Source organism: Acidocella sp. C78, assembly GCF_907164655.1.
In genome coordinates this window covers 25,693-46,909 of sequence record NZ_CAJQZK010000026.1, presented here as the reverse complement: position 1 = coordinate 46,909, position 21,217 = coordinate 25,693, and the positions used below count along the sequence as shown (strand labels likewise).

The 21,217-nt window shown below is 67.3% G+C and carries 17 protein-coding genes and 1 pseudogene; 5 read left to right on the top strand and 13 right to left on the bottom strand.

The window, feature by feature from the left end:
- Nucleotides 1–16: 16 nt before the first annotated feature.
- The 5 genes from ACIDOCELLA78_RS000000110080 to ACIDOCELLA78_RS000000110060 form a co-directional block, all read right to left on the bottom strand.
- The gene (locus ACIDOCELLA78_RS000000110080; RefSeq protein ID WP_201729461.1) at nt 17–718 is read right to left on the bottom strand and encodes an ABC transporter ATP-binding protein; all 702 of its coding nucleotides are present in this window, start codon (nt 716–718) and stop codon (nt 17–19) included.
- Nucleotides 719–722: 4 nt separating this feature from the next.
- Nucleotides 723–1,430, bottom strand: a complete 708-nt coding sequence (locus tag ACIDOCELLA78_RS000000110075; protein ID WP_201729460.1) for an ABC transporter ATP-binding protein — start codon at nt 1,428–1,430, stop codon at nt 723–725.
- Nucleotides 1,420–2,328, bottom strand: a complete 909-nt coding sequence (locus ACIDOCELLA78_RS000000110070) for a branched-chain amino acid ABC transporter permease (RefSeq protein ID WP_201729459.1) — start codon at nt 2,326–2,328, stop codon at nt 1,420–1,422. Before ACIDOCELLA78_RS000000110070 ends, ACIDOCELLA78_RS000000110075 begins: the two co-directional genes overlap by 11 nt.
- A gap of 13 nt (nt 2,329–2,341) precedes the next feature.
- The gene (locus tag ACIDOCELLA78_RS000000110065; RefSeq protein ID WP_201729458.1) at nt 2,342–3,223 is read right to left on the bottom strand and encodes a branched-chain amino acid ABC transporter permease; all 882 of its coding nucleotides are present in this window, start codon (nt 3,221–3,223) and stop codon (nt 2,342–2,344) included.
- A gap of 102 nt (nt 3,224–3,325) precedes the next feature.
- A complete protein-coding gene (locus ACIDOCELLA78_RS000000110060; RefSeq protein WP_201729457.1) occupies nt 3,326–4,582 on the bottom strand; it encodes an ABC transporter substrate-binding protein in 1,257 nt (418 codons plus the stop codon).
- 518 nt (nt 4,583–5,100) lie between these two features.
- Between ACIDOCELLA78_RS000000110060 and ACIDOCELLA78_RS000000110055 the strand changes: the two genes are divergently transcribed.
- The 3 genes from ACIDOCELLA78_RS000000110055 to ACIDOCELLA78_RS000000110045 are packed head-to-tail and all read left to right on the top strand — an operon-like array spanning nt 5,101 to nt 7,460.
- Nucleotides 5,101–5,925 carry an ABC transporter substrate-binding protein gene (locus ACIDOCELLA78_RS000000110055; protein ID WP_201729456.1) on the top strand — a complete coding sequence of 275 codons (825 nt, stop codon included), beginning with the start codon at nt 5,101–5,103 and terminating at the stop codon, nt 5,923–5,925.
- A gap of 15 nt (nt 5,926–5,940) precedes the next feature.
- On the top strand, nt 5,941–6,693 hold the full coding sequence (locus tag ACIDOCELLA78_RS000000110050) for an amino acid ABC transporter permease (RefSeq protein ID WP_201729455.1): 753 nt from the start codon (nt 5,941–5,943) through the stop codon (nt 6,691–6,693).
- A complete protein-coding gene (locus tag ACIDOCELLA78_RS000000110045) occupies nt 6,693–7,460 on the top strand; it encodes an amino acid ABC transporter ATP-binding protein (protein WP_249676441.1) in 768 nt (255 codons plus the stop codon). Before ACIDOCELLA78_RS000000110050 ends, ACIDOCELLA78_RS000000110045 begins: the two co-directional genes overlap by 1 nt.
- A gap of 12 nt (nt 7,461–7,472) precedes the next feature.
- Here ACIDOCELLA78_RS000000110045 and ACIDOCELLA78_RS000000110040 read toward each other — a convergent pair whose 3' ends face one another.
- Nucleotides 7,473–8,696, bottom strand: a complete 1,224-nt coding sequence (locus ACIDOCELLA78_RS000000110040; RefSeq protein ID WP_201729454.1) for a DUF2235 domain-containing protein — start codon at nt 8,694–8,696, stop codon at nt 7,473–7,475.
- Between the two features lie 151 nt (nt 8,697–8,847).
- Here ACIDOCELLA78_RS000000110040 and ACIDOCELLA78_RS000000110035 point away from each other — a divergent pair, with 151 nt between their 5' ends.
- Nucleotides 8,848–11,730, top strand: a complete 2,883-nt coding sequence (locus ACIDOCELLA78_RS000000110035; RefSeq protein WP_249676440.1) for a S8 family serine peptidase — start codon at nt 8,848–8,850, stop codon at nt 11,728–11,730.
- Nucleotides 11,731–12,053: 323 nt separating this feature from the next.
- Here the strand turns inward: ACIDOCELLA78_RS000000110035 and ACIDOCELLA78_RS000000110030 are convergent.
- From ACIDOCELLA78_RS000000110030 to ACIDOCELLA78_RS000000110015, 4 genes and pseudogenes are all read right to left on the bottom strand, one after another.
- A pseudogene (locus ACIDOCELLA78_RS000000110030) lies at nt 12,054–12,455 on the bottom strand (hypothetical protein); the annotation flags it as partial.
- 266 nt (nt 12,456–12,721) lie between these two features.
- Complete coding sequence (locus tag ACIDOCELLA78_RS000000110025) at nt 12,722–13,666, bottom strand: HlyD family secretion protein (RefSeq protein WP_249676438.1); 945 nt, start codon at nt 13,664–13,666, stop codon at nt 12,722–12,724.
- A gap of 14 nt (nt 13,667–13,680) precedes the next feature.
- Nucleotides 13,681–13,893, bottom strand: coding sequence for a DUF1656 domain-containing protein (locus tag ACIDOCELLA78_RS000000110020; protein WP_201729452.1), 213 nt, complete (start codon nt 13,891–13,893; stop codon nt 13,681–13,683).
- A 1-nt stretch (nt 13,894) separates the two neighbouring features.
- Nucleotides 13,895–14,965 carry an FUSC family protein gene (locus ACIDOCELLA78_RS000000110015; protein WP_201729451.1) on the bottom strand — a complete coding sequence of 357 codons (1,071 nt, stop codon included), beginning with the start codon at nt 14,963–14,965 and terminating at the stop codon, nt 13,895–13,897.
- On the opposite strand from ACIDOCELLA78_RS000000110015, the gene ACIDOCELLA78_RS000000110010 reads away from it, so the two are divergent.
- Entirely contained in the window at nt 14,964–15,266 is a 303-nt protein-coding gene (locus ACIDOCELLA78_RS000000110010; RefSeq protein WP_201729450.1) for a DUF427 domain-containing protein, read from the top strand. The genes ACIDOCELLA78_RS000000110015 and ACIDOCELLA78_RS000000110010 overlap by 2 nt on opposite strands.
- Here ACIDOCELLA78_RS000000110010 and ACIDOCELLA78_RS000000110005 read toward each other — a convergent pair.
- From ACIDOCELLA78_RS000000110005 to ACIDOCELLA78_RS000000109995, 3 genes are all read right to left on the bottom strand, one after another.
- Entirely contained in the window at nt 15,247–16,650 is a 1,404-nt protein-coding gene (locus tag ACIDOCELLA78_RS000000110005; protein ID WP_201729449.1) for an L-serine ammonia-lyase, read from the bottom strand. The two genes, ACIDOCELLA78_RS000000110010 and ACIDOCELLA78_RS000000110005, sit on opposite strands and share 20 nt — an antisense overlap.
- 53 nt (nt 16,651–16,703) lie before the next feature.
- Nucleotides 16,704–19,553 (bottom strand): aminomethyl-transferring glycine dehydrogenase, encoded by a 2,850-nt coding sequence (gcvP, locus tag ACIDOCELLA78_RS000000110000; RefSeq protein WP_201729448.1) that lies wholly within the window; start codon nt 19,551–19,553, stop codon nt 16,704–16,706.
- 141 nt (nt 19,554–19,694) lie between these two features.
- Entirely contained in the window at nt 19,695–20,987 is a 1,293-nt protein-coding gene (locus tag ACIDOCELLA78_RS000000109995; protein WP_201729447.1) for an MFS transporter, read from the bottom strand.
- Between the last annotated feature and the right edge of the window lie 230 nt (nt 20,988–21,217).

Below are 21,217 nucleotides of genomic sequence, written 5' to 3'. Positions count from 1 at the left end.
GGAGCGGCGGCGGCGCTCAGAGGCCGAAATAGGCCTCGTGCACGGCGTCGCTCGCCTCCAGCTCGGCGCGCGTGCCGGAAAGCCGCACCCGCCCGCCATCGATCAGGTAGCCCCGATCGGCCAGCGGCAGGAAAGCGACGTTCTGTTCGGCGATCAGCAGCGTCATCCCGCCGGTGATCGCGGTCTTCAGAACATCGACCACCTGCTTGACGAAGACCGGCGCAAGGCCGGACGAGGGCTCGTCCATCAGCAGCAGTTTCGGCTCGGAGACCAGCACCTTGGCGATGCCGAGCATCTTGCGCTGCCCGCCCGACAAGCTGGAGGCGAGATCGCGCCGCTTGCCGGCGAGCGCGGGAAACAGTTCGTAGAGCCGGCCGCTGCGCCGCCGCACCTCGGCGGCCGAGAGGAAATAGCCGCCGAGGCGGATATTCTCCTCGATGGTCAGGCCGGGAAACACGCCGAGTTCGGACATGAAGGCGATGCCGCGGCGGATGCGCTGGTCCGGCGGCAGCGCGCCGACCGGCTCGCCATCGAACGTGATCGTCCCGCCGGTGCAGGGCAGCAGCCCGATGATCGTGCGCAGCAGCGTGGTCTTGCCGGCGCTGTTGGCGCCAAGCAGGATCACCGTCTCGCCCGCGTCCACCGCGAGGTCGATGCCCCAGAGAACCTGCATCGGGCCATATCCGGACTCGACGCCCTTGAGTGCGAGAAGGGTCATGCCGTCAGCCTCCGATGAACGCGGCAACCACGTCCGGGTCCTGCGATGCCGCCTTGAGCGAGCCCTCGAACAGCATCCGCCCCGCGCCCAGCACGATCACCCGGTCGGTGATGCGGTTGAGGAAATCGAGCAGATGCTCGACGACGATGAGCGCGATGCCCTGCGCGGCGAGCGATTTCAGCAGCTCGGCGATGCCCCCGAGTTCCGCCGGATTGAGCCCGGCGCCGATCTCGTCGATCAGCAGCAGCCGCGGATTGGTCGCCAGCGCGCGGCCGAGATCGAGCATCTTCTGCTGGTTGACGGTCAGCGCCCCGGCGATCGCGTCGGCCTGGTCGGCGAGCCCGATGCCGGCGAGAATCTCGTCGATATCAACCGCGCCGCGCCCGGCGAAGGTCGCGGCAACCTCGATATTCTCGCGCACCCGCATCGCCCGAAAACATTTCGGCACCTGGAAGCTGCGGTTGATGCCGAGCCGGGCGATGCGAAACAGCTTCAGGCGCTGGATTTCCCGCCCCTCGAACAGGATGCGCCCGGCATCGGCCTGGTGCACGCCGGAGATGACGTTGATCGTCGTCGTCTTGCCCGAGCCGTTGGGCCCGACGAGCCCGACAATCTCGCCCGCGGACACCGAGAAACTCTGCCGGTCGAGCACGGTGAGCCCGCCGAAGCGCTTGCTCACCCCTTCCAGCCGCAGCAGCGGTTCAGAGGACATCGACATTTCTCCGGATCAGCAGCGACATCAGGCCATTGGGCAGGAACAGCACCAGCAGCACGATCAGCAGCCCGTAGAGCAGCTCGAAATATTGCGGCGCCGAAACGCCGATCACCGCGTAGAACGCATAGAGCAAGGCAGCGCCGAGCAGCGGCCCGATCACCGTACCAACCCCGCCGAACAGGGCGAAGACGATGGCGAAGACCGAAATCTGCAACGTGAACACCGCATCGGGATAGAAGACCGAAAGGTTCCACGCATAGGCGCCGCCGGCCAGCCCGGCGATGCCGGCAGAAGCCAGCCACACGATGAGGCGCTCGCGCACGATATCCACACCCGCGAGCCCCGCGCTGATCGGGTCCTGATGCATCGCCCGCAGCCCGAGCCCGAAGCGCGAACGCCGGAAATACGCGGCAAGCCCGGTGGCGAGCAGCAGCACCGCCAACATCGTCGCATAGCTCGCCGTCGGCGCGTAGACCTGCTCGATCTTCACGCCATAAGGCCCGCCGGTCACATGCTTCAGCGCCTCGTTCGCCACCACGTAATAGATGATCTGCGAGGCGGCGAGATTGGCGATCGAGAAATATGCGCCCGAGAGCCGCAGCAGCGGCCCGAGAATGAGCCCGACCACGACCGCCGCCAGCCCGCCACCGAGCACACAGACCAGCACCGGCATTCCGGTGAACGTCACCAGCAGCGAGGTGGCGTAGGCGCCGGTGCCGAAGAAGCCGACATAGCCGAACGGCAGATACCCGGTGAACCCGTAAAGCAGGTTCAGCCCCTGGGCGAGCGCCATGAAGGTCATCATGGTGAACAGCACGGACTGGTTGCCATAGACATGCGGCAGCACCAGAAACATGGCGGCGAGAATGGCCAGCACCGCGGCCGGATAACGCACAGTATTGTCCTGCTTACGCACTGCGCACCGCCTTGCCGAGCAGGCCGGAGGGCCGGATCAGCACGATGACGAGCAGCAGCGCATAGGGCACGAGATTCGACCACGAGGCGTAATAGGTCTGCATCAGCATCGTTCCCACGCCGAACACGAGGCCGCCGACCACTGTGCCGAGCGGATTGCCGAGCGAGCCGATGATGATGATGGCGAACGACGTCGTGGTCAGGCTGTCGCCGATCGAGGGCGACACCGAGCCGACCATGTAGGGCACGAACACGCCGGCGATCCCGGCCAGCGACAGGCCGATCATGAAGGCGATCGCCGAAACCCGGTCGACATCGATGCCGGTGGCGCGCGCCTCGTCGCGGTCGGCCATGATCGCGCGCGTCGCGAAGCCGAGCCGCGTGCGGGTGAAATAGAGCCAGAGCCCGCCGATGCAGAGAATGCTCACCGCCGCCGCGACCCACCAGCTATCCGGAAATTCCTGGCCGAACACGCCGATATTCCCCGACCCCAGCGCCTCGCCGGGCAACGAGCGCTGGTCCGCGCCGAAAATGAAGAGCATCACCGCCTCGATCATCTGGGCGATGCCGAAGAACAAGATGAACGACAGCATCTCCGGGTCCTGGCTGCGCTGCAACCGCGGCACCACGCCGTAATACAGCGGATACCCGATCAGAATTCCGCCCAGAACCGCCAGCGGAATGCCGAAGATCGGGTTGAGGTGAAGCTCGTGCACCAGCAGCCACGCGCCGAACCCGCCCAGCATGATGAACTGGCCATGGGCGAGGTTGATCATCCGCATCACGCCGAAGACGAGATTGAGACCGATGCCGACGAGGCTGAAGAAGATGCCGTAGAGAATGCCGCCGATCAGCGCGTATTCGAGAAGTGCCAACGGCGCGCCCTTTCTTGCAGGGAAGGTGGAAACCAGTGGTCCGGATAGACGAAAGATCCCGGCCCGTCACGGGCCGGGATCCGGCGTTTCATACCGGGCCGCTCAGTGGCGCGGCGCGGGGTAGACCATCGTGCCGGTCGCCTTGTCCTGCGGATAGACCACGACGATCTTGTTGCTCTTGCCGGAGGGAACGAGCTGCGCGACCGGCAGCAGCTCGCCGAGCTGGGCGCCGTTCGCGTTGATCTTGAACTTGCCGAGCACCGTCGTCGTCTTGCCGGACATGTCCATCAGCGCCTGATGGAACGCGAGCTGCGAGAATTTCGGCGCGGTGCCGAGCATGTCCTGCATGATCAGGCCGGTGTTGTAGCCGGCGGCGTCGAGGAAATTCGGCGCGTTATGCGTCGCCGCGGTGAAATCCTTCACGAAGGTCGCGGTGTTCGGGCCATAGGTGGTCTTGGCGAAGCTCACCAGCGGCGGCGTCGGATAGGTGTAGGTGTAGGCGAGGGTTTTCGCGCCGACATTCTTCGTCATCAGGGCGAGAAGCTGGCCGGGGAAAATGGTGAACGTCATCTTGAAATGCAGGCCGCTGCCGGCCAGCGTGTGCAGGAAGGCGATGTCGTTCGGCGGATAGCCGAACTCGATCACCGCGTCCGGCCGGTGCGCCGCGATCGTGTGCAGCAGCACGGTGTAGTTGGACTCGCTGGTCGGCACGCCGTGATAATAAACCGGCGTGACGCCGCCCTGCTTCAGCGTCGCCTTCAGGGTTTCGGCCTGCGACGCGTCGAAATCGTTCGAATCGTAGATGACGGCGATGCGCTTGATCTTGTGATCGAGCAGGAAATGGCCGAGCGGCAGCGGCCACACCGTGGAGGCGGGAATGCTGACATCGGCGAGATAATCGGTCTTCTTGGTGAAGAAGTTCGCCCCCGAGCCGGTCGGGTCGATCAGCAGCATGTGGTGCTCGGCGGCCAGCGGAATCGCGACCGAGGTCAGCACCGAGCCGAAATCGGCGACCAGCAGGTTCACATGGTCCTGGGTGATGAGCTGGTTGTAGAGCGTCGTCGCGGTCGAGGTCGAGCTCTGGTCGTCATAGGCGACGATCTTGACCGGAATCTTCTTGTTGAACGCCTTGACGAAGACGCCGCCGGACTTGTTCACGGTATCCGCCCAGTATTCGAGCCCGTGATACTGCCCCTCGGACGCCACCGCGAAAGACCCGCTGCTCGCATAGAGGGTGCCGATCTTCAGAACCGACGGCGCCGTCGCCGCGGCGGCCTGGCCGATGCCGGCCAGCGCCAGGCCCGAGGCGAGAATTCCCGCCGCGCAAGCACCCAAGGCGCGTTTGAATTGTGCCCGCATGATTACTTTCCTTAATGAAAAAGCCAGTCAAGGCCAGTTGTAAAAAACGAGGCGTCGTTATTACCATAGCGGCGGCGCGGTCAATACTCATGATTCGTAAATATGCCGTGAGCGCGAACGCCCCGCGCGCGGCAATGCGGATCGCCACCCGCTCGGCAATTGCAACGATCTCCGCGCGCGGCCGCCTGAGCGGCCCGTATTATTTATTGTCCTCGAAATGTATCCCGATCTTCAACGCGCCCGTGTCGATCCGGCCTGCAGACGGCCGGCCGATGCGCGCGCCGCCCTCGTTACGCAGGCGGGAGATGAGCCCTACCCGGTCAATTAGTCTATATTTTAATCATATGATGATTTTATACTCTATTACTGACCAAAAACAACCCTGACCCAGTCTTATTCTGCATATTTTTTGTTATTTGCCCGTTGTTGCACCAGATCGAATGGCCTATTTTTTCTCCATTCAGGCCGGATCTGGCAATTCCGTCATCCGGCCCGCCCTTTTCAAATGGAGACCGCGCATGATCCGAATGAAAACGCTGCTTCGTGCCGTTGGGGCGCTTGCGGGTGTCGGGCTCGCAGGCCTGGCCACTGCACATGCGGCCTCCCCCGCCTTGCCGCCGAACATCGCGAAATCGGGCACCCTGCGCATCTGCAGCGCCGTCAACCTGCCGCCCATGGAGTTCATGAACGCCGCGACGCGGCCGACCGGCCTCGACATCGATCTCGGCGATGCCATCGCGAAGCGTCTCGGCGTCAAGACCGACTGGATCAACATGCCCTTCGCCGGGTTGATCCCCGCCCTGCTCGCCTCGCATTGCGACATCATCATGTCGCAGCTCTTCATCAAGCCGGGCCGGCTGAAGGTGATCGACGAAATCCCCTACATGGTCTCGCACGAAGCCGTTCTGGTGAAACCGGGCGCGAAGCCGGTTCCCTCGCTCGAAAACCTCTCCGGCAAGAAGGTCGCCACCGTCACCGGCACCACCGCAACGGTGCTGCTGAACGCCGCGAACGCCAAACTGCACGCGGCCGGCAAGCCGCCGATCGACATCGTGATGTTCCCCGAAAACACCCAGGCATTGCAGCAGCTCCAGTTCGGCCAGGTCGCGGCCTATGGCGTCGCCTATGAAACCGCGCGCTACTACATCCACAAGGCGCCCGGGCAATTCGCGATGGGTGGCCCGCCCTACTACACGATCGCCACCGGCATCGGCATCCGCAAGAACGAGGCAGTCCTCAACAAGGCGATCGGCTCAACCCTCGCCGGCATGATGAAGGATGGCAGCTACGCGGCGCTCTTTCGCAAATGGTCTCTCGGCATCGACATGCTGAAGCCCGGTTGAGCACGGAGCATCGAGGTGCATTTCGACTGGGCCTATTTCTGGCATCAGCTGCTGGAGCCGAACGGCGCGTTCCTGCAGGGGCTCTGGCTGACGATCATGATCAGCATCGGCGGGCAGGCGATCGGGCTTGCGATCGGCCTGCCCGCCGCCCTCGCCCGGCGCTCCACCACCCGCGCCCTGCAATGGCCGGCGCGCGCCTACATTTTCCTGATGCGCGGCACGCCCTTGCTGGTGCAGATCGTCTTCATCTACACGGGCCTCGCCGCCGCCGGCATTCTCCGCTTCCACGACCTCCATCTCGGCGGAATGATCCTCGCCGGCAACGTGCAGGCCGGCATCCTCGCGCTCGGCCTGAACGAGGGCGCCTACATGGCCGAGATCTTCCGCGCCGGCATCGACGCGATCGATCGCGGCCAGACCGAAGCCGCGAAATCCCTCGGCATGGTGCCCCGGCAAATCCTGCGTCATGTGGTGCTGCCCCAGGCCCTGCGCGTGGTTCTGCTGCCGATCGGCAACCAGTTCAACATCATGCTGAAGAACTCGACGCTCGTCAGCGTGATCGGCGTCTCCGAAATGCTGCTCGTCACCGAGACGATCAATTCGGCCACGTTCCGCACCTTCGAGCTTTATTCGGTGCTCGCCCTCTACTTCCTCGCGCTGACGACGATCTGGGGCCTGGTGATGGCCGCGATCGAGCGCCGGATGGACCATGCGCCCGGCGACGACGCGGTGGAAACCATCCCTCACCCCCTGCCGGAGTCCGCCTGATGCAGCCCCTCCTGATCGAAGCCGAAGACGTCGAAAAGCGGTTCGGCAATACGAAAGTGCTCGATCGCGTCAGCTTCGGCGTCCGCCGCGGCGAGACCGTGGTGCTGATCGGCTCCTCCGGCTCGGGCAAGACCACCCTGCTCCGCTGCATCAACCATCTGGAAACGATCGACAACGGCCGCATCGTGGTCAATGGCGGGCTCATCGGCTTTCGCGAGCAGAATGGAAAACTGGTCGAAGACCGCGAGATCAACATCGCGCGCCAGCGGCGGGATGTCGGCATGGTGTTCCAGCGCTTCAACCTGTTCGCGAACCTCAACGTGATCGACAACATCACCCTCGCACCGGTGAAGGTGCGCGGCCGGCCCCGCGCCGAGGCGGTGGCGCAGGCCGAGGCGCTGCTCGCGCGCGTCGGCCTCGCGCACAAGGCAAGGGCGATGCCCGCCTCGCTCTCCGGCGGCCAGCAGCAGCGCGTCGCCATCGCCCGCGCGCTGGCGATGCAGCCGGCGGTCATGCTCTTCGACGAACCCACCTCCGCGCTCGACCCCGAAATGGTGGGCGAGGTGCTCGCGGTGATGCGCGACCTCGCGCAGGACGGCATGACGATGATGATCGTCACGCACGAAATGGGCTTTGCCCGCAACGTGGCCGACCGGATCATCGTGATGGATCGCGGCCGCATCGTCGAGGACGGCCCGCCTGCCGCCCTGTTCGAACAGCCCGCGCACCCGAAGACGCGCGCGCTGCTCGTGGGGCGGCCCGCATGACCCCGGGCGGCGTCAGTCCGTCCAGTTGGGTTTTGCCGGCAGATTCTCGGGCCGATACGCCGGCACGCACGCCATGCGCTCGGCCACCGAGCGGTGGATCAGCCCGTCCGCGGGGATCAGCCGGGGTTCGCCCAGCGGCAGGTAGACGCCGAGAAACGCCGGCCGTCCCGGCCACTCCCGCCATTTCACGCGTTTCGGAATGATTTCCAGCACCCACCAGAAACCCTTGAGCGAGCTGTGCAGCTTCGCCTCCGGCGACGGCGCGGCGTAGACAAGCCGCCCGCCCGCCCGCCCCTCGCCACGCGCGAGTTCGTCGATCAGGGCGGCATCCATCCTCAACCCGGCCGCCCGCGCCTGCCCGATCATCCACAATAGCGGGTATTTCGACAGCCCGCTCTGCGGCTCCGGATAGCCGCCGCCGATATCCCCATGCACGCCGGCGAACCATACCTGCCGGATGTCCTGCGCCGTCCAGCCGCCATCGCCGCAACGTCCCGGCTTGAAACGCTGCGGCTCGCACCAGGGCAGCAGCCGGAACATCCGCCTGCGCTCATCGATCGAGATCGCCTGGCGGAACATCTCGACACCCGGGTCCGTCCGCGTGAAGCGCAGCGTCTGAAAATCCGGCAGCAGCCGGTCGCGGCGCGGCACGATCACCGACGACACCGTATCCCAGACCCCGATGAACCTGATCGTGACCCGCCGGCCGCCGGCAACGCGCCCGAACGCCCATGCCGCCGGCAGACCGGTCGCGACCTCCGCCTCCGGCGCGGCCGCGCGCAGCGCCGCCCGATCGGCAACCCGCCGGCTCCTGTGGCTGTCGCGACTCGCCTTCTTGTAGGCGGTGAAGGCGTAGCCGGCGAGGTTGAGCTGCGCTGCCGGCAGCAGCCCGATCACGTAGATGAACGCGGCAAGCACCCGCACCTCGTAGGCGCCACGGCTGAAGCCGAAGAGCCAGATCGCGTCGCCCTCCTCATATTGCGTGCACAGAAACCGGTACGCGGCGAGCACCTTCTCGTCGAGGCCATAGCCCGCAACCACGCCGAGGAATTCCGTCACGTCGGATTTCAGCCGCTGCCACGTGTCGAAATCGCCGACGGTGCCGACACCGGGGCTGTAGCGGACGAGTTGGCCCCGATCCTTCTCAAGAACCCGGAAGAGCTTCAGTACATTCGTCTGCGTCGATTCGATGCGGTCGCCGGTCCCATCGCAGCAAATGACGATATTTTTCGACATGACATGTTCCCCGCGCGTCCAGCGCCCGCATTTCAAAGGGCAGCGCCCGCAGCAGCCGGTCTGCGCTCATTTCCCGGCCCTGTGTTTTCGCCACGCGCCGTCGCCCGAACTCAGAAATCATTAAGACTCCTTGGCTAGACTTTCGTCCATGATGCTCTCCCGGCGTTCCCTGCTGCTTGCCGCGACCGCGCTCAGCCTGACCGCCTGTTCCGGCGGCGGCGGCGGTTCCGCGCCCGTCTCGGCCCAAACGGCTCCACCCGCGAGCAACACGACCGGCGGCGGGGCCGCCGGCGTTGCGCCAACGGCGACGAATATCGGCGGGATCTCGGTCTATCTCGGCCCCCAGAGCACCAATGTCTATCCAACCTTCAACCAGTATACGCCGACCAACGTGCTGCCCGTCCTGCAAGCGGGCATTACCGGTGCGGGCGTGAAAATCGGCGTGCTGGACAGCGGGGTGAACACCGCCGTGCCCTCGCTGGGCGGTCGCATCGCCTGGTTCAATTCCTACATCGCGCAGGGGAACGCCACGGTCTCGGCCAACAACCTCGCCTCCGCCAACGATCCCTTCGGCCACGGCACCGTCGTCACCGCTCTTCTCGCCGGCGACCAGCAGGGGACCTACGGCAACAATTCCGGCCCGACGAATTTCTTCCCCGGCGGCGTCGCCCCCGGCGCGACCGTCTATGCCGCCCAGATCTGCGACTCCACCGGCGCCTGCCAGCTTTTCACGAAGCCGTATCAGGATCTTCAGGCCCAGGGCGTCCACCTCTTCAACAACTCCGTCGGCGAGAACATCAGCACCTACAGCAGCGCGGCGGCGGCACAATCCACCGCCCAGGCGGTCGGCTCCCTGTTCGCGTCCCTGCCCGCGAACAACCTCTATGTCTGGGCGGCGGGAAACAACCCGGCAAACCCCGGCGATATCAGCGTCGAGGCCGAGGTCCCGGTCTATACCCAAGCGCTCCAGCCGCAATGGCTCGTCGCCGTGAATGTCGATATCGGCACCGATGGCAAGGTCTCGGGCCTCGATCCCTCGTCGGATGCCTGCGGCGTCGCCGCGCAATGGTGCGTGGCGGCACCCGGTAACGTCCAGATCCCGATCGTCGCCGGCACCGCCTTCGTCACCGGCTACGGAATCGGCACCTCCTTCGCCACCCCGATCGTGACCGGCACGGCCGCGCTGGTCTGGCAGAAATACCCCTGGTTCACGCCCGCCAACATCACCGACACCATCCTGACCACGGCCACCCATCTCGGCAGCGGCACCGGGCCGAACAGCACCTATGGCTGGGGGCTGATCAACGCCGCCGCCGCGGTCAACGGGCCGGCCGCCTTCGCCTTCGGCACCTTCGCCGCCAATATCGGCGCCGACCAGTCGACCTTCGCCAACCCGATTTCCGGATCGGGCGGCCTTGCGCTCTCGGGCACGACCGGAACCCTCACGCTCACCGCCGCCAACACCTATACCGGCGGCACCACGGTCAGCAGCGGCAACCTGAACCTCACCGGCAGCCTCGCATCGGGCGTCACCGTCACCGGCGGCACCTTCGGCGGGTCGGGAACCGTCACCGGCAATGTCGTGGCTAGCGGCGGCACCGTCATCAGCCAGGGCAATGTCGGCGGCGCGCCCGGCCTGACCATCAACGGTAACTACACCGCGCAATCCGGCGCCAATACCGCGATCGCCATCGGCACGCCGCTCACGGTGAGCGGCAAGGCGACACTCGCCGGCAACGCGCAGGTGCTGGCCCCGCCCACCACCTACACCCCCAAAGCCACCGAAATCTTCATCGCTGCCGGCTCAATCGCGGGAACATTTGGCAGCCAGACCTACGGCGCCGGCGTCTTCTACACCGTCGGCCAGTTCACCTATGGCCCGACGACGGTCTCCGCCACCGTCGCGGCCTCCAATGTCGCCCAGGTCGCCAGCGTGATGCCGGGCGCGACCACCGCCTCGGTCGCCGGCGGCGCCGCCATCCAGAGCGGCCTCCAATACGCCACCTCGACCGCCGCCGCCGGCACGCCGGGCGCGGCCCAGTTCATCAGAACCGCCGGCCAGATCCTCGCCGCGACAACGACCCAACAGGCCCAGACCTCCCTGACCAGCGTGTCCGGCGAAGCCTACCCAACCATGAGAACGGTCTCCGCCACGGCCGAAATGTCGCTGCTCGATACCACCGCCCGGCACATCGCCCTGTCCGGCACACCCGGCAAAACGACCACCTGGCTGCAATATGACGGCGATTTCGGCCGCCTCGCCGCGAAAGGCGCCGACAGCGCGCGGTTCGGCAGCAACGGCTTCACCGCCGGCTTCGACACGCCTGTCGGCGGCGCCCTCTCGCTGGGCGGCGCGATCAGCCACATCTCCTCGTCCGGCACCCTTTCCGGCGTCGGCGGCAGCGGCAACGACGATCTGAACACGGCCGATCTCTACGCCCGCTATGGCGGCAACACCGGCCCCTACGCCACGGCACAGCTCGCCTGGTCCCGGGTCAACGGCCGCATCCGCCGCTCGATCTACACCGCCAGTTCAACCCTCGGCGTCGCCGGCACGATCGCCGACACCATGATCGCCGGGGCGGGCGAGCTTGGCTACGACGCGGGCGGGCTCAACCCGTTCCTCTCGATCGCCGATATCAGATACGACAGCGGCGCCACCAGCGAAACCGGCGGCAACGGGTTCGGCCTCCGCCTCGGCGGGCAGTCGGCAAGCTACGCCCTCACCACCGTCGGGCTGCGGGTCAGCGACGATGTCATCGCCCTGGGGCGGGTCATCGCGCTGCACGCGACACTCGCCTGGCGCCATGCCATCGCCAATGCCCGGTTCATGACCGCCAGCTTCAACGCCACGCCCGGCGCCGCCTTCCGCAGCTATGGCCAGAGCATGCCGGCGAACGAGGGGATCGCGGGCCTCGCGCTCGCCGGCGACCTCGCCGGCGGCTGGCGCTGGCAGGCCGGCTGGACCGCGACGATCGACGGCCAGGGCCTCGCCTCGAACGCGCTCGACGCCGGCGTCAAGCTCCGGTTCTGACGGCCCCGCACCGGCCCGCGCCCAGCCGGCCCACCCTCATGCCCCGCGCGTGGCGATGGCCGCGCGCTGCCACCGATGCCGCACGCAGACATACAAAATCGCGATCCCCACGCCGGCGGTGAGCACGAGCGCGACAGCCGGCGTGCCATAGCCAAGCCCGCTGCTCTGCACCGGCTTGTCGAACCAGTCGGCGAAGGAGGCCCCATCGGCCGGGTCATGATATAAGCGGTCCAGAACGCGGCGACCTCGTTCAGGCCGAACGCGACATAGGCAAGCCCCGGCAGCGCGAACAGGATGGAAAACAGGATGGCCGAATTCAGGTAACCCATGCCGAACGTCGCCGCGGTCAGGTCGCCGGCCGCGGTGCCGAGCGCGAAGGTGGCGCTCACGGTCGCCCAGTAGAACGCCTCGCGCCGCGGCGTCACCACGGTGTGGATCGAAAGGCTCCGCTCGCTCGCCCTCCACCCCCACAGGATCAGGAGCAGGCCCGCCGCGAACAGGACAGTCGATATCGCATAGGGAACGCCCAGAACGACATGGATCACATCCGCCACCATGGTGCCGAAAATCGCGACCATCACCACCAGCAGCCAATAGGCCGCCGGCACATGCCTGCGCGTGGCGAACTGCAACGCGAGCGCCAGCGCAAACCCGAGCCCTCCCGCCGCGACCGCCAGATACGGGTTGGTGTGGAACACCAGAAAATCCGACGTCGCCTCACCCATCGCGGTCGAGATGATCTTCGCGACCCAGAACGACACGGTGATCTCGGGCACCTTGGCCCCGTAATAGCGGTCTTCGTCCAGTCGCATGAAGGTTCTTGCAAGTCCCAACGCACCCGTCCCCTGCTGTGTTCGCATCAGGCTCGAATGGGCAGCCGCGCCCGCGATCGCAAGGGCCGCAATCCGTCGCGCGAATAAACGTCTCGTGATCGGAGCCGCCGCCGGCGCCAATGCCGCGCCGCCCCTGAAAGACCGCCCCGCCCCCGCGCTCAGCGCCCGCCCGCGGCCGGCGTTGCGATCCGCACCGTCGCGGTCATGCCGGCGGCGAGGAACAGGCCCGGCGGCACATGGTCGAGCGTGACATGCACCGGAATCCGCTGCGACAGCCGCACCCATGAATACACCGGATCAACCCGCGGCAGCCCGCTGCGCGCCTCCTGCGCGTTCGCATCGGCAATGCCGCGCCCGATCCCCTGCACATGGCCATCCAGCACCCTGCCGGGGTCGGACATCAGCTCGATCCGGGCCGGCGCGCCCGGCCTGATCCGGTCAAGCTCGGTCTCCTCGAAATACGCGGTCACCCAGAGCTCGCCGGTATCGACCATCGTGATCGCGCCGCTGCCGGCATGGGCGTAATCGCCCTCATGGGCGGTCAGGTTGGTGATCGTGCCGCTCACCGGCGCGCGGACCACCGTGCGCGCGAGGTCGAGTGCTGCCTGCGCAACCCGCGCCTCGTCCGCCTGCACGCGGGCCGCGGCGGCGCGCGCGGCGGCGGCGGCATTGCCCCGGGTTTCCGCCGAAACCGCGATCGCGGGCAGCCGCGCGCGGCGCGCCGCATCCGCCGCCTTCATCCCCGCAATCGCCCGATCGGCGGCGAGCGTCGCCCGTGCGACCGCGAGCCGGTTGGCGAAATCCGCCGGATCGATCCTGAACAGGACCTGACCCTTGCGCACGCGCTCATTGTCGTGAACCGCGACCGCGACGATCCGGCCCGAAATCTCCGGCGCCACCGTCACGGCAAAGGCGCGAACGCGCGCATCCCGCGTCCAGGGCGTCGCGTCGTAGCGATGCCAGGCGGCAAAGCCGAGCCAGAGCGCCGCGGCCACGACGATGAGCGTCGCCAGCCCGGAAAAAACCGGCCGGTAGAGCCGCGCCGGCGATGCCGCGGGCGGGGCCGGGCGGGGCGAGGTCCGCCCCGCGATGGAATCGAGCATGTCGTCTCCGGAGATCACAGCTGCCGCATCCCCAGAACAAGACCGGCAGCAATACAGACGTAAATGGACAGCATGAACAGCGGCCAGTTCCACACCGCCCGGTCGATCCGCAAACGGGTCAGCCCCCGGCGGAGGATGTCGGTCAGCACCACCGCGAGCAGCAGCATCGGCACCGCCGGCTCGATGCCGATCCCGAACATCGACATTTCGGCGAGTACAGGCATCATCTCAGGCGCCGTCCCGGTGCAGCAGGGCGCGGATCGGCACCAGGCCGAGAAACGCGCCGATCGAGACGAGCACGCCGAAAATCATCGCCATCGCCTCGTTGAGCGCGGCGCCGAGATCGAATGACAGCGTATTGGCCGGATCGGCCGCGAGCATGAAGGCGAGGTTGTAGCCGGTCGCCGGGCCCTGGGTCCGGGAATCGGCAAGCCCGATCCCGCCGAGCATCAGGAAGGGCAGCAGCACGAGGGCCTCTTCGCCGAACTCCGCGCTGCGCGTGAACAGCGCAAACCGGACGAACAGGCCCAGCAGCGTCCCCAGCAGAAACCCGCGCAGCATGCCGAGCGTCGCGGCGACCTTCGATGGATGCGCCGCGAACAGCAGCGCCGCGGCCCCGGACATCAGCACGAAGAACGGCCCGTCCCGCCATTGCGAGACATACCAGAACGCGCTGGCCAGCATCACCGCGAGCCCCGCCCGCACGCCATTGCGCCGGGCCTGGCCCGGCACCGGCGAGGCTGCATGAACAAGCGTCGCCGCCCGGTGCCCCTCGAACAAAATCGCCGCGCCGCCGGCGCAGACAATGCCAAGCGCCACCTCGGCGGTGCGGCTCGCCGCGACGATGAAGGCCCCGTTCGGGTCCGCCACGCTGCCATATGAAACGATCCCCGTGGTCAGCCAGGTCAGCGCGAGCGCGTAGGTCTGGTACTGCCGGACCCGGGTGCCGATGAAGGCGCAGCCTCCCGCCCACAGCGCCATCGCGAGGTCGAATTCCAGCGGCCTCTGCGCGAACAGCGCGACGATGACGATGCCGGCCGCCGCCCCGACGATCGTGCCGATCATCCGATAGGCCGATTTGACGAAGGCATGGTCGAGCGAGGGAACGCTGACGGTCAGCACCGTCCACGCCGCCCATCGCGGCGTGTCGAGATGCAGCGCCATCGCGAGATAGAGCGCGAGCAGCGCCGCCGCCGACGTGCGCAGCGCGAAAGCCGCATCCGCGGGCAGGTCGCGCAGCAGGGCGGACGCGGTGCCGCGCAAGCGCGCGCCGGCGGGTGAAAAACGAAGGGCGCTCATGACCAGTGACACGTATTCGCCCCCGCAACCGCGAGTTAGTCCCGCCACCGACTTAGACTTATGCGAAATCGATGCTGAATGCGCGGCCCCGCGCGGCATCCGCCATGCCGGCGTCCACCTCGCCCCTGCAATCGGCCCTGCCCGTGGAAGGGCACCTCGCGGTATTATAACGATCACCGTCGGCGGCCAGACCAACCCCGACGCCGCCTCGTTCTATCCCGGGCCTGAAAGCGCTGCGCGCCGCATCGCCGGCAGGGTGGCGTTCTGGAAGGGCGGCGGGCTCAGCACTCCGGCAGGTTGACCGCGAGGCCGCCGGTCGAGGTCTCCTTGTATTTGGTGTTCATGTCGATGCCGGTCTGCCGCATGGTCTCGATGCAGTTGTCGAGCGGCATGAAGTGCCGGCCATCGCCGCGCAGCGCCATGCTCGCCGCCGCGACCGCCTTGATCGCGCCCAACCCGTTGCGCTCGATGCAGGGCACCTGCACGAGCCCTCTGGCCGGATCGCAGGTAATCCCGAGATGATGCTCCAGCGCGATCTCGGCGGCGTTCTCGACCTGCGCGTTGGTGCCGCCGAGTGCCGCGCAAAGCCCCGCCGCCGCCATCGCCGCCGCCGAGCCGACCTCGCCCTGGCAGCCCACCTCCGCCCCCGAGATCGAGGCGTTGTGCTTGATCAGCCCGCCGATCGCCGCCGCCGTCAGCAGGAAATTCCTGATGCCCTCCGCCGTCGCGCCGTGGCAATGGTCGCGATAATAGCGGATCACCGCCGGCACGACGCCGGCCGCGCCGTTGGTCGGCGAGGTCACGACGCGCCCGCCCGCCGCGTTCTCCTCGTTCACCGCCATCGCGTAAACCGAGATCCAGTCGTTCACCACATGCGGCTGCAAGGCGTTGCGCCCCGCCTCGGCGAGCAGCTGCTGATGAATGCCGCGCGCCCGGCGCCGCACCGAAAGGCCGCCGGGCAACACGCCCTCCTGGCGCAGCCCGCGCGCGATGCACTCATCCATCGCCGACCAGATCGCATCGAGCCGCGCATCGAGCGCATCGCCCGCGTCAACGCGCTCATTGGCGCGTTTCATCGCCGCGATGCTCAGGCCCGAGGCCGCCCCCATCGCCAGCATGTCGGCGGCGCTGCCGAACGGATAGGGATACCCCCTCGCCGCCGTCCGCTCCGCGAGCCGCCCCTCGCCCTCCCGCGCGGCGGCAAGCTCCTCCTCGGTCTGCACGAACCCGCCGCCGATGGAATAATACGTGCGCGAGAGCAAAAGCGTTCCATCCGGCGCGCGGGCGTCCAGCACCAGCCCGTTGGCGTGGCCGGGCAGCGGCGGGCCATAATCGAAGATCAGGTCCGCCTCCGGCGCGAAGATCAACGGCGGCAGCCCGGCGGCGTCGATCACCCCGGCGCGCTTCAGCCGCGCCTCCTCGGCATCGGCGCTGTCCGGGTCGATCGTGGCGGGCTGGAAGCCGAGCAGCCCGAGACAGACCGCGCGGTCGGTGGCGTGCCCGCGGCCGGTGAAGGCCAGCGATCCATGCAGCCGCGCCGTCAGATGCAGGCTCTCGCATTGCGTCCGCCCGCAGGCGCCGCGCAGCTCTTCCAGAAACCGCGCGGCGGCGACCATCGGCCCGATCGTGTGCGACGATGAAGGGCCAATGCCGATCTTGAAGATATCGAATACCGACAGGAACATACCGGCTCCGGTTCGCAAGGGGGGGGCGGCAAGCCGCCCGAAGGGTCGCCTCTCTACTCGGCCGCGCTGGCATAGGCCTCCGGCGGCGGGCAGGAGCAGATCAGGTTTCTGTCGCCATACACATTATCGACGCGGTTGACCGGCGACCAGTATTTGTCGACCCGGAACGCCCCCGGCGGGAAACAGGCCGCCTCGCGGCTATAGGGCCGGTCCCAGTCCCCCACCAGGTCCTCGACCGTGTGCGGCGCCCGCTTCAGCGGATTGTTCTCCCGGTCGAGCCCGCCCGCGGCGATCGCCTCCGCCTCGGCGGCGATCCCGAGCATCGCGGCGATGAACCGGTCCAGCTCCGCCTTCGGCTCGCTCTCGGTCGGCTCCACCATCAGCGTGCCGGCAACCGGCCAGCTCATCGTCGGCGCATGGAAGCCGCTGTCGATCAGCCGCTTGGCGACGTCATCGACCGTCACCCCGGCGCGCTCCTTCATCGGCCGCGTGTCGAGGATGCATTCATGCGCCACCCGGCCCCGCGCGGATGCGTAGAGAATGGGATAGGAAGCCGACAGCCGGCTGGCGATGTAGTTGGCGTTGAGAATGGCGACCTTGGTCGCCTGTGTCAGCCCCTCGCCGCCCATCAGCAGGCAATAGGCCCAGGAGATCAGCAGGATCGAGCCCGAGCCATAGGGCGCGGACGACACCGCGCCGCCCTCCGCCACCAGCGGATCTCCCGGCAGGAACGGCGCCAGATGCGCCTTCACCCCGATCGGCCCCATGCCCGGCCCGCCGCCGCCATGCGGAATGGCGAAGGTCTTGTGCAGGTTCAGATGGCTCACATCGGCGCCGATATCGCCGGGGCGGGACAGGCCGACCATCGCGTTCATGTTCGCGCCGTCGAGATAGACCTGCCCGCCATGCTCATGCGTGATCGCGCAGATCTCGCGCACGGTTTCCTCGAACACGCCATGCGTCGAGGGATAGGTGATCATGCAGGCGGCCAGCCGGTCCGCATGCAGCGCCGCCTTGGCGCGGAAATCCGCGATGTCGATATCGCCATCCGGCGCGACGCCGACAATGACAACCCGCATCCCCGCCATCTGCGCCGAGGCCGGATTGGTGCCATGCGCCGAGGTCGGAATCAAGCAGACATCCCGCCGCGCATCGCCGCGGGCGCGATGATAGGCCTTGATCGTCAGCAGCCCGGCATATTCGCCCTGCGCGCCCGAATTCGGCTGCATCGAGAAGGCGTCATAGCCGGTGATCAGGCACAGCTTCGCCTCCAGATCCGCGATCATCTCGGCATATCCCGCGGTCTGCGACGCCGGTGCGAAAGGATGGACATCCGCGAAGGCCGGCCAGCTCAGCGCCATCATCTCGGCCGCGCCGTTGAGCTTCATGGTGCACGAGCCGAGCGGGATCATCGCCCGGTCGAGCGCGAGGTCGCGATCGGCGAGGCGGCGCATGTAGCGCGTCATCTCCGCCTCGGCGCGGTTCATGTGAAAGATCGGGTGCGTCAGATAGGGCGATGTCCGCAGCAGCCCCTCCGGCAGGCGATAGTCGTGGGCAAGGTCGTCATCCCGCCGCTCGATGCCGAAGGCGCGCCAGATCGCCTCGATATGCCCGCTCGTGGTCCGCTCGTCGAAGGCGATGCCGATCTGCCCCGTCCCCACCCTGCGCAGGTTGATCCCCTCGGCCTCGGCCGATTTGAGGATCGCGCCCTGCACGGCGCCCACCTCGATGGTGATGGTGTCGAAGAACCGCGCCGGCGCCACCCGGTAGCCCTGCGCCTCCAGCCCCTTCACCAGCCGCACGAGCTTGCGATGGATGCGCTCGGCGATCGCCCGCAGCCCCTCGGGGCCGTGAAACACCGCATACATCGACGCCATGACCGCGAGCAGCGCCTGCGCCGTGCAGACATTCGAGGTCGCGTGCTCGCGGCGGATATGCTGCTCGCGGGTCTGCAACGACAGCCGATAGGCCCGGTTGCCGCGCGCATCGATGCTGACGCCGACGATGCGGCCAGGCATGCCGCGCTTCAGCGCGTCGCGCACCGCCATGTAGGCGGCGTGCGGCCCGCCGAACCCCATCGGCACGCCGAAGCGCTGGGCGGAGCCGATGGCGATATCCGCCCCCATCTCGCCCGGCGGCTTCAGCACGGTGAGCGCGAGCAGATCCGCCGCGACGCAGGCCAGCGCCCCCGCGCCATGCAGCGCCGCGATCGCCGGGGTGAAGTCGCGCACATCGCCATGGGTGCCGGGATACTGGAACAGCGCGCCGAACACCTGCCCCGGATCGAGATCGGCGAGCGGATCGCCGACGATCACCCGCCAGCCGAGCGCTGCCGCCCGCGTTTCGATCACGGCGATGGTCTGCGGGTGGCAATGGTGATCGACGAAAAACGCAGCCCCCTTCGCCCTGGTCGCGCGCTGGCACACCGCCATCGCCTCGGCCGCCGCCGTCCCCTCGTCGAGCAGCGACGCGTTGGCGATGTCGAGCGCCGTCAGATCGCAAACCATCGTCTGGAAGTTGAGCAGCGCCTCCAGCCGCCCTTGCGAAATCTCCGGCTGGTATGGCGTGTAGGCGGTATACCAGGCCGGGTTTTCGAAAATGTTGCGCTGGATCGCCGGCGGCGTGACGGTGCCGTGATAGCCTTGGCCGATCAGCGACGTCATCACCCGGTTCTTCGCCGCGACCTCGCGCAGCCGGTTGAGCACGCCCTGCTCGGAGAGCGGCTTGCCCCAATCAAGCGCCGTGCGTAGCCGGATCGCCTCGGGCACGATGCCATCGATCAGCTCATCGAGGCTCGCCGCCCCGACCGTCTCCAGCATCGCCGCCATCTCGCCCGGCGAGGGGCCGATATGGCGGCGATTGGCAAAGTCATAGGGCTCGTAGGGCGTTTCCTGATAGGTCATGGCAGGTCCATCCACCGATATGTGCGCGACAGGCGGCCTCTTTGCGCCGGCGCGCGGCATCCGCCCGCACCCGGCGGACCTGATCGTAGCAACGCCACCGCCAAAGTGAAGCCATTCCCGATCCCCGGCATCCCCGCCCGTTCAGATGGCACGGCGCGCCATCTCCGGAATCGCCCGCAGCCCCGCCAGCGTCGCGACGCTGCACGCCATCACATACCAAGCCGGCGATGCGGCATCGTGCGTCGCGGCGATCAACCCCGTCACGATGAACTGCCCGAACCCGCCAAAAATCGCGACCCCGAGCGCGTAGACGAGCGACATCCCGGTCGCCCGCACCTCGATGGGAAAAATCTCCGCCGTGGTGATGATGATCGTCGCCCCGCCCACCGCGTTCAGCGCCCCGAGCCCGATCACCGCCGAGAGCAGCACGCCCAGCGTCGGCGCCGCGTTCAGCCAGAGAAAGGCGGGATAGATCGTCAGCGCGATCAGGACATAGGCGCTCCCGGCCACCGGCCTGCGCCCGTACCGGTCCGACAGCCAGCCGCCGATCGGTGCTGCAACCAGCGTCACCGCGCCGGCCGCCACCCCCGCGAGCAGCCCCGTCGTCGGCGACATGCCGAGCTGGCGCACCGCATAGGTCGACATGTAGAGCACCACGATGGCGTTGGTCGCGGTCCCGCCGATGATCAGGGCGACACCGGCGACGATCGTGCCGAAATGCCGGCTGAACACCAGCGAAAGCGCGCTCACCTCGCGGGTTCTGGGGTCGCTGTCGTTCGCGTGCGTCTCCCTCAGCGCGCGCAGCAGCCACAGCCCGATCGGCACGATGAGGATTCCGAGCAGGAAGGGAATCCGCCAGCCCCAGCCCAGCACCGCCGCCGCCGGCAGCGCCGCGTGAATCCCGAAGGCCAGCATGGCGGCGAACAGCACGGCAACGCCCTGGCTCGCAAGCTGCCAGCTGCCGAAAAACCCTCTCTCTTCCGCCGGCGCGTATTCGGCGAGCAGCGTCGTCGACGCGCCGACCTCCCCGCCAGCCGAAAATCCCTGGAGCAGCCGCGCCAGCACGATGATGACCGGGCCCGCGAGCCCGACCTGACCATATGTCGGCGCGAGGCCGATCGCCGCCGTGCCCAGCGCCATCGAGAACAGTGCGACGATCGTCGCGATCTTGCGGCCCCGGCGGTCGGCGAAGGCGCCGAACACCACGCCGCCGAGCGGGCGGAGAAAAAACCCGACGCCATAGGTCGCGAAGGACAGCAGCAGCTGCACCGTGCGGTCATGGGTGGGAAAGAACAGCGCGCCGATCGTGCCGGCGAAGAAACTGAAAACGACGAAATCATAGAATTCGAGCGCGTTGCCGATCGTGCAAGCCGCGATCAGCCGGGTCCTGCCCGGATGCGTCAGCGCACTGTCTCCCGCGGTGATTGCGGACATGGTTTCCTCCTGGCGAGGCCCCGGAGATGTGCCGGAGACCTGGATTATCGTTAGTGGAAACCTATCACATATACAGTTGCTATCTGCAACTATTTTTTCGTCCCCCTTTGATTTTCTGCTGCATGCCGCCAACATTCCATGCAGTTGAAAACTGCAATCATATTTTCTATGCATCGAACAGGCGCCGGCCGAACGGAGACCTCCACCGTCCCGGCGCCCTGCACCGGAGG